Source organism: Aquimarina macrocephali JAMB N27 (assembly GCF_000520995.1).
Taxonomy (GTDB): Bacteria; Bacteroidota; Bacteroidia; order Flavobacteriales; family Flavobacteriaceae; genus Aquimarina; species Aquimarina macrocephali.
The window spans coordinates 1-1931 of record NZ_JACA01000097.1 but is presented as its reverse complement, the minus strand read 5'-3'; the positions used below and the strand labels follow the sequence as shown (position 1 = coordinate 1931).

The 1931-nt window shown below is 31.4% G+C and carries 2 protein-coding genes; both read left to right on the top strand.

All coding sequences use genetic code 11. The annotated features are described in order from the left end of the window. A partial coding sequence (locus tag Z054_RS30750; protein ID WP_161635362.1) for an RHS repeat-associated core domain-containing protein occupies positions 1 to 1070 on the top strand: 1070 nt, incomplete at its 5' end. A 6-nt stretch (positions 1071 to 1076) separates the two neighbouring features. After that, positions 1077 to 1643, top strand: a complete 567-nt coding sequence (locus tag Z054_RS0127225) for a DUF922 domain-containing protein (protein WP_024773125.1) — start codon at positions 1077 to 1079, stop codon at positions 1641 to 1643. Positions 1644 to 1931: the final 288 nt, after the last annotated feature.

The following is a 1931-nucleotide window of genomic DNA, read 5'->3' as shown; positions in this document are numbered from 1 at the left end:
TAGGGAACATCAGATTGTCCTATAAAGATGCGGATAAGAATGGCAGTATCAGTACTTCTGAGATCGTAGAAGTTAAGGATTACTACCCTTTTGGGATGCAAATCAATTATGGAGTAGATCATCCCAACTCTATGGTTAATGGACGAAAGCATAGTTATTCTTTTAATGGAAAAGAATTTGAGCAAAGTTTAGGTTTAAACACATTTGATTTAGGAGCAAGACAATATGATCCTGCCATTGGTAGGTTTATGGTCATTGATCCTATGGCAGATTTTATAAATAATCAATCCCCTTATTCATTAGCGAATAATAATCCAATACAATTTATCGATGAATATGGTTTAGGAGGTTGTACCAAATGTTCTTTCTTTGGAAAGATATTTAGAGCGATTGGTAGTATATTTAGAAAAGATGATAAAACGAATCCTCAAAACTCAATTGCTGCAGGGAATACAAAAAGAAATCAATCCAGAGCGACTGGAAGAAAAATGAATAGAAGCAGGAAGAAAAAAGGTAGACAACCATCTACAAACACAAATTCAGAGTCTTCAAGTCCAATTCAACAAGATGCATTTGCTATTGCTAGTTTTGATCACGTATCAATAACGATACTACCACAATCCTCATTACCTGATATACAAACACCTAATCCTAGACCATCTGTTCCTAGTTTTAATTTTAATAGAAATAGAACACCAATACCTGCTGGTTCAAATATATCTGTACCAACCCATATTCAATTTACAGGGGATGGCACGGATCTTGCTATTGATGCTATGACCAAACGTACCTTAAATGCAATTATAAAGACCTTGACAGATTATCCACAAATTAGACTAGAAGTGTATGTGAATTACACTGGTGTAAATTCATTAAGGAATGACCCTAATTTTGAACAACGCGCAAGAAGCCAATCTAGTAAGCGAGGGCGTAAGATATTACAATTTTTGCAGCATAGAGGAGTTGATCCTAGTAGGGTTCGTGCTAGACAAGGGGAAATCATTTTTGAAAAAAGAAAACAATCTAATACCCGTAGAAATTCACAAAACTTTAAAATCATAAATAATTAGTAAGTAATGAGATACTTTATCATCATATTATCTTTGATTAGCTGTAGTTCTTTTGCACAAAATGTAATTATAGAGAACGATAGTCTAATATTATGGCAAAAGGATCGAAAGCTAACTTGGGATGATTTTAAAGGAATAAAGCATCAACCTAAAGATGTACATTTAATTCATCAAGTAGCTGCTTGCGGTATAGAATTTAAAGAAAGTTTCTTTCAAAAAACTCCAGAAGATTTGCCTGTTGTAGATGTTAAACTTTATTTTAATAAATATCGTGGATGGACAATAACAAATGATATTAAAATTTTAGAACATGAACAAATACATTTTGATATTGCAGAGTTACATACAAGAAAAATAAGAAAAAAAGTTTTTGACTTAAAAACAAAAGAAATACTAAATATTTATGAATATGTGAACATTGTTGATTCTATATTTAAAGAATGTGATACATACCAAGACAAATATGATGATGAAGTATTGTTAAATCATGATAGACAACAAGAATGGAAGCACTTAATTTACAAAGAATTAGAAGAACTAAAGGAGTATGAATATATACCTAATAATGAGTAAATGACAAATTAATACCGAAGAACCCATAACAGTAAAATGTTATGGGTTTTTATGTTTTAAGAGAAATCTTTTTAGTTCTGTATCACATTATCAATCAAAAAGAACAACTTGCTTGTCTTCATCAAGTTACTCAATTGCACATAAATACTTTTAGTATTATCTCTAAAAACCAACAATCATTATTTCTAATTTCCATAAGATACATTATGTAATTATCTAGGCTGGAGGGGGAGGTCTCTATTCTGAAGTGCGAAAATTGAGTATAATCAACGCATTTAGAGCAAGGAG